The 6,733-nt window shown below is 62.3% G+C and carries 7 protein-coding genes; 5 read left to right on the forward strand and 2 right to left on the reverse strand.

Annotated elements, in window-relative coordinates; genetic code table 11:
- Nucleotides 1–248, forward strand: a 248-nt coding sequence (locus tag QT222_RS08970; protein WP_491476967.1) for a phosphate acyltransferase, incomplete at its 5' end; no start/stop codon positions are given.
- Nucleotides 249–288: 40 nt separating this feature from the next.
- On the opposite strand, the gene QT222_RS08975 is transcribed toward QT222_RS08970, so the two are convergent.
- Nucleotides 289–978: a twin-arginine translocase subunit TatC gene (locus QT222_RS08975; RefSeq protein WP_491476968.1), complete on the reverse strand. Its 690-nt coding sequence runs from the start codon at nt 976–978 to the stop codon at nt 289–291.
- Between the two features lie 131 nt (nt 979–1,109).
- A complete protein-coding gene (locus QT222_RS08980; protein WP_004059877.1) occupies nt 1,110–1,742 on the reverse strand; it encodes a ribonuclease H family protein in 633 nt (210 codons plus the stop codon).
- A gap of 151 nt (nt 1,743–1,893) precedes the next feature.
- Here QT222_RS08980 and QT222_RS08985 point away from each other — a divergent pair, with 151 nt between their 5' ends.
- From QT222_RS08985 to QT222_RS09000, 4 genes are all read left to right on the forward strand, one after another.
- On the forward strand, nt 1,894–3,519 hold the full coding sequence (locus QT222_RS08985; RefSeq protein ID WP_004059879.1) for an ABC transporter substrate-binding protein: 1,626 nt from the start codon (nt 1,894–1,896) through the stop codon (nt 3,517–3,519).
- A 3-nt stretch (nt 3,520–3,522) separates the two neighbouring features.
- Entirely contained in the window at nt 3,523–4,521 is a 999-nt protein-coding gene (locus QT222_RS08990; RefSeq protein ID WP_491476969.1) for an ABC transporter permease, read from the forward strand.
- 16 nt (nt 4,522–4,537) lie between these two features.
- Nucleotides 4,538–5,602: an ABC transporter permease gene (locus QT222_RS08995; RefSeq protein ID WP_004059882.1), complete on the forward strand. Its 1,065-nt coding sequence runs from the start codon at nt 4,538–4,540 to the stop codon at nt 5,600–5,602.
- A 1-nt stretch (nt 5,603) separates the two neighbouring features.
- A partial coding sequence (locus tag QT222_RS09000; RefSeq protein ID WP_491476970.1) for an ABC transporter ATP-binding protein occupies nt 5,604–6,733 on the forward strand: 1,130 nt, incomplete at its 3' end.

Here is a 6,733-nt window from a genome sequence, read left to right on the forward strand (position 1 = left end):
TCGAAGCAAGCGTCGAAGGGCCCTACAACGTCGCGGAACTCGACGGAGAGGCGAACGTCCTCAGCTTCCCGAGCCGCGCGGCGGGTAACATCGGTTACAGACACCGCCAGCGCCTCGGCGGCGCGGAGGCCATCGGTGCTATGCGCGGCGGCATGGACAACCCCGGTCGCGTACGACAGCGCGGCGACGAAGTCAAAGACATCGTCAACCTCGCAGCGACTGCGGTCGTGGACGCACAGCAGGAGTAATCGGTCCGGTAGTCGTATTTTTTCGGAGGCAACCCAATCGTCACCTGAAGTCAATCCACGCGACAGCGACCGCAACACCGGCCAGCGGCGGCATCGCGTAGAGGGCGAACGTCGTCGGGTCCGGCGGCGAGAAGAACGCGGCGAATGCCACTGTAAGCAAGAGTGCCATCCCTTTGGTCCGCTCACCGAGTCGGCTCGGAAGCGCCCCGGACCGAGCCAACCCGACGAGGAGCGGTGCAGTAGCCATTCCGAGTCCTCCAGCGACGGGCAAGAACAGTTCGAGTTCGAGGATTGCCTGCCGGGACCCGGATGCGAGTCGGTCCGTACTGATGAGGAGGTCGACAACGCTCGGAGCGACGAACCAGGTCAGTCCGACTCCGACGATGAACGCCGCAACGGCAGAAATGAGGTATTTCGCGGCCGAACGGAGGTCGACCGCGGCGTCGCGGCCGGTCAGCAAGACGAGATGTGTCCCGCCGACGAGAGCACCCACGAGTCCGGCCAGTTCGAGGCGGACGAGAAGGTCAGGCGAGCCACTGGCGAACACGTCTGTTCGGAGTCCTGCAGTCGGCGAAAGGTATCCTGGGTCCCGAGCGGCGAAGAAGACGACAACCGCTACGAGGAGACTGCCGGCGATGAGTCGCGGTGCACGGCATCTGAGTGTCGCGGCGAGTGGCGACAGCCCGTATCCTCGGGGGTCGAACGGTTCGACGACTCCCGTCGTGTCCATGGTGTAGCTGTCGCTACGCCCCGTTGTCAACTTTTTGACGAGGAGGACTGTTTCGACGGGGGGTCGTAGAATGGGACCGCTCGCGCTCATCAACCTCCGACCGGTGAGTCGAGGCGTGGGTCTGACGGTGTTCAGTCGCTCGCCCGACCTTCGAACCGGGACGGCGGCAGGTAGCTCGCGTCCGTTTCCGTCTCGAACTCCGGCGGGTCCGGAATCACGCACCGATTGGGGCGTCTGTTGACGTGTTCGTACTCGCTCGGTGAGTTCGCAAGCGGATGTGCGGGGTTCTCTCGGCTATCGATTCGGGCGGCACGAATCTCTTCGAAGCCGGAGATTCGAGCCTGAATCCCGCGCCAGTGGTGTTCACTCCCGGCGGGGACGACGATGCGCTTTGGCGACTTCCAGTCTGGGTGGTCGCTGGCGAGAACCGCGTTGTTGACGTTCGCTGCCAGGTCGTCGTGGTCGATAAGGACGCCAACACGGGAACCCGGTGGTGCCCGGTGGGCGAGCACGTCCAACCCGAGGTGGAGTGCTCGATACTCCGAGACGTTGTTGTCCGGAGCGACGTCTGGAAGCGCGATACGGGCGACTCGCTCGCCGTCGCGGGTCTCTATCACAACACCGAGTCCACCACCGTTCGGACGGTACGACCCATCCGTCGCGACGTAGAAGTGCCGTTGGTGCGTCCGCGGCGGGTGTGCGATGTGGGGCGTCGGCGACTCGTCGAACAAGTCCCTGAGGCTAGGACGGCCGGTCACGGCCATACAAATCGTTCAGCGATGGGGACTAATAAGCGTACCCCGTGTTGGAGTGGGATATGCACTATGGTGCTTGGTAACAATATATAGGTCGGACAATATATACTGGGGTTGTGATCGGGCAAATTATAAGAATGGCCGACGCAATCTTCCTTCGATGGCTGATAACAATTCACACATTAATCGCCGCTCATACCTCAAATTAGCAGGCGGCGCAGCGGCCTCGGCTGCACTCGCCGGCTGTACCGGTGATGATGGTGAAGGGACAGAGACGACGACTACAGCCGGTGGGGGGAACGAGACTGAGACGACCACGACGCCGTCGGAAAACGGCGATACGTTCGATGTGACGATTACACAGGGGCAGATGCCGTCCGGTCTCGACCCGCACGACCACCGCGAAACACCGACGACTATCGTCGTCTTGCACGCGTACGAGGGCGTGTTGACCCGCGACGCCGACGGCGCAGTACAGACCGCGCTCGCAACGAACTACGAGCGAATCGAGGGCGAAAACGCGGTTCGGTTCGACCTCCGCGAGGGCGTCACCTTCCACAACGGCGACGAACTCACTCCCGAAGACGTGGCGTACAGTATCAACCGCGTCGTCGACGAGGAAGTCGGCTTCGCGAGCCCACAGAGTGACCAACTCGCCGGTGTCGCCGGTGCGGAGGCAATCGAGGGCGAAAACGCCGTCAAGGTGAACAACGACGGCCTGAACCCCATCGTGTTCTCCGAGTTCGCAACCTACCTCGACGTGATGCAACAGTCGTGGGTTGAGAACAACGACAAGTCGTACATCGCACAGAACGTAAACGGGACCGGACCGTTCAAACTCGATTCGTACACCGAAGACGAAGTCGTCGTCTTCTCCGCGTACGAAGAGTACTGGCAGGAACGCGCAGCGGTCGATACACTCACCTTCCGTGCCGCATCCGAGGCCAGTACGCGCGTGAACCAACTCCTCCAAGGCGAAACGGATGTCATCGTGAACGTCCCGCCACAGGAGGTTTCGCGCATCAACAACTCCGACAATGCCAGCATCGCCGCGGCACCGTCGACCCGGATTATCTACAACGGGCTTCGGTACGACCTCGAACCGTTCGATTCGGTCAAATTCCGTCAGGCGCTGAACTACGCCATCGACCTCGAAAGTATCGTTCAGAATATCCTCGGTGGGTTCGGCGCACAGACGGGCCAGCCGACGCTTCCCGAGTTCGTCGGTCACAACCCCGATATCGACCCGTATCCGTACGACCCCGACATGGCCGAGCAACTCGTCGAGGAGTCCGGCTACGCCGGTGCCGAAATCGAACTCAATACGCCGGTCGGTCGGTATCTGAAGGACCTCGAAGTCGCACAGGCGGTCGTCGGCTACATCGACGAACTCCCGAACGTCACGGCGACGGTTCGTCAGCGTGACTTCGGGTCGCTCGTGGACGAACTCCTCGCAGGTTCTATCGAAAAGCGTCCACCGTGGTTCCTCATCGGCTGGGGCGAAGCGACCTTCGATGGCGGTCTCGTCATGGAAGCGCTTCTCGCGTCGGACGGGACGCTCACCACGTGGAAGAACGACGAGTTCGATTCGCTTCTCGAACAGGCCGGAAACCAGTCCGGCGAGGAGCGAGAGGCGACGCTCCAGGAGGCGAACGCACTCGCACACGAGCAGGCTCCATGGATATTCCTGAACCAGCAGTTCAGCGTCTACGGCGTCAACAACGCCATCAAATGGGAACCCCGCTCCGACGAGCGCATTGATGCATACGCGATGAGCCAACCGTAGCCGATGTCCCTGTCGAGGTTCCTCATCAAGCGCTCGCTCCAGGGGCTGTTCGTCATCTGGGGGGTCATCACGGTCGTCTTCGGTCTCCGGTTTATCTCACCGGGCGACCCGGCGAACGTGCTCTTGCCCCCCGACGTCGACCCCGAGGTCAGAGCGCAAGTCATCGCCGAACTCGGGCTAAATGAGCCGCTGTACATCCAGTACTGGGAGTTCATCTCCGGGGTTCCCGTCGGCGACCTTGGGCTCTCGCTCGTGACTCGGACGCCGGTCACGGCCCGCGTCCTTGCGAAGTTGCCAGCGACGCTGGAGCTAGCCATCGCGGCGACCGTCGTCGCCATCGTCATCGCGATTCCGTTGGGCGTCCTCTCGGCGACTCGCCGACACGAACCCGCGGACTACGGAGCGACGGTGTTCTCGCTCGTCGGTATCAGCACCCCGAACTTCTGGCTCGGGGTGATGCTCATCATCGTCCTCTCGGTGCAGTTCAATCTGTTCCCGACGAGTCAGCGACCCATCGGTCTCGACGGCATCGTGGGGCTTCTCACCAGCGGTAACCTTGATGCGGCGATAGACGGCTTCGGAACGTGGCTGTGGCACATCACGCTGCCCGCCATCACGCTCGGGACGTACTTCACCGCGCTCATCACGCGACTCACCCGAAGCGGGATGCTCGACCAGTTAGGCCAGACCTACGTCCGTGCGACGCGGGCGAAGGGGCTCCCGGAGACGCTGGTCCGCTACAAGCACGCGCTTCGAAACACGCTTATCCCGGTCATCACCGTTATCGGGCTCCAACTCGGCACGCTCATCGGCGGGGCCGTCATCACGGAGGCCGTCTTCGCGTGGCCGGGACTCGGGACGCTCATCATCAACAGTATCAACGCCCGCGACTGGCCGGTCCTGCAAGGGTCGCTCATCGTGGTCGCGGTCGGCTTCGTCCTCGTAAACATCCTCGTAGATGCCCTGTACGCCTACGTCAACCCACAGGTGGCCTACGATTGAATCTCCAGGTTAATCGATGATATCGGAACGCACACGCAGAAACCTTCGCCGGGAACTCCAGCGAAGTCTTCTCGCGAAGATTGGTATCGTCGTCGTCGTCTTCATGGTCGCGATGGCGATCTTCGCGCCGTTTGTCTCGCCGTACAGTCCGTCTAAACAAGACCTCGACAACGCGCGCCAGCCGCCGATTGGCTTCAGCACTAAAGAGACGAAGGAAGTCACGAAGATGGAAAACGGGAGCGTCGTCATCGAAAACGGCGAAGTCGTCACCGAGACGCGAACTGTTTACACGAACGCGACGCTCGCCCATCCGCTCGGGACCGACGGAAACGGGAGAGACATCCTCTCTCGTCTCATTTACGGCGCGAGAACGTCCATCCTCGTCGGCCTGTTCGGAACGTCGCTCGCTGCACTCATCGGTGTCCTCGTCGGGTTGTCGGCGGGGTTCTACCGCGGACGCGTCGACGACCTGCTGATGCGGAGCGCCGACATCATGCTCGCGTTCCCCTCTCTCGTCCTCGCTATCGCCCTCGTCGGCGTCTGGGGACAAGCACAAGCGCCCATCCCCGACCCGTTCGTCGTGACTGGGCTCGCCCCGGCGTTCCGTTCCGCTGTCGGTCTCCCGACTGGGATGCCGGAAACTGCCGTGCTTCCGGGGACGGTCATCGTCGTGGTCGCCCTCGTCAACTGGGTCTGGTTCGCCCGCGTCGCGCGCGGTGAAGCACTCTCTATTCGCGAGGAAGAGTACGTGAAAGCCGCACACGCTCTCGGCGCGAGTGATGGGCGGACGATGCTTCGGCACGTCCTCCCCAACGCAATCACACCCATCCTCGTCTTGGCGACGATTCAGGTGGCCGCCATCATCCTCCTCGAATCCGCGCTGTCGTTCCTCGGGTTCTCCGGGGCCGACGTGTCGTGGGGCTTCGATATCGCCCTCGGTCGGCAGTACCAATCGACCGCGTGGTGGATTTCGACGATGCCCGGTCTCGCTATCGTGGTGACGGTCATCGGGCTAAACCTCGTCGGCGACTGGCTCAGAGACGCGCTCGACCCGGGTATCGAGGGCGAGGGAGGCGTCTAAGATGGCGGACAAGATTCTCGAAGTCCGTGGTCTCAGTACTCGGTTTTTCACCGAAGAGGGACAGGTCAACGCCGTCGAGAACGTCTCGTTCGATATCGAGGACGGCGAGATATTCGGTATCGTCGGTGAGTCGGGGTCCGGAAAGTCGGTCACCGCACTGTCGGTTATCGACCTCATCGAGTCGCCCGGTCGCGTGACCAGCGGCGAGGTCTGGTACCGCAACGCCGACCTCGCCGACGAGTTCCGCGGGTCGAAACCGCAAGCCGTCGACGGCGACCTCGTTGATATCCGACAACTCTCGGAAGGCGTCCGTCGGTCGCTCCGCGGCCCCTCGTTCAGCATGGTGTTTCAGGACCCGATGAGTAGTTTCAACCCCTCTATCACCGTCGGCGAGCAGATTGCCGAGGCGGTCGAGGTACAGCGCCGCGCCCGCTCGAACCCACGGAGTACGCGCTCTCGGACGCAGGGGTACGGTCTCGGTTCGCTCATCGTGGACACACTCGTCCCCTCGCGGGAGTACGTCTCCGACGAAAGCATGGAGAGAGCGGTCGAGTTGCTGGACCAAGTCGGTATCCCCGACCCGGAAGACCGCGCAAACGAGTATCCGCACCAGTTCTCCGGCGGGATGCTTCAGCGTGCGATGATTGCACAGGCGCTCGCGGGCGAACCCGACATCCTCGTCGCCGACGAACCGACGACGGCGCTCGACGTGACCATCCAAGCGCAGATTCTCAACCTGCTCCGCGACCTGCAGGAAAAAGAGGGGATGAGCATCCTGATGATTACTCACGACCTGGGCGTTATCGCTCGGATGTGCGACCGCGTCGGCGTCATGTACGCCAGTGAAGTCGTCGAGCGGGGGTCGCTCGCGGATATTTTCGATAACCCCGTCCACCCCTACACGCAAGGATTACTCGGGTCGATACCGGACGTTGACGACCCCGCCGCCCGTCTCGAACCCATCTCGGGGAACGTTCCGAGTCTCATCGACTCGGAGATGCCGAACGCGTGTTTCTTCGCCGACCGATGTCCCAAAGCTATGTCTGACTGTCTGACCCGCATTCCGGAGTACGAAGTCGATGGACGCCACAGCGCTCGCTGTGTCCTCGTCGAACAGGAGTACGACCCAAC

It is taken from the genome of Haloferax sp. s1, assembly GCF_058382125.1.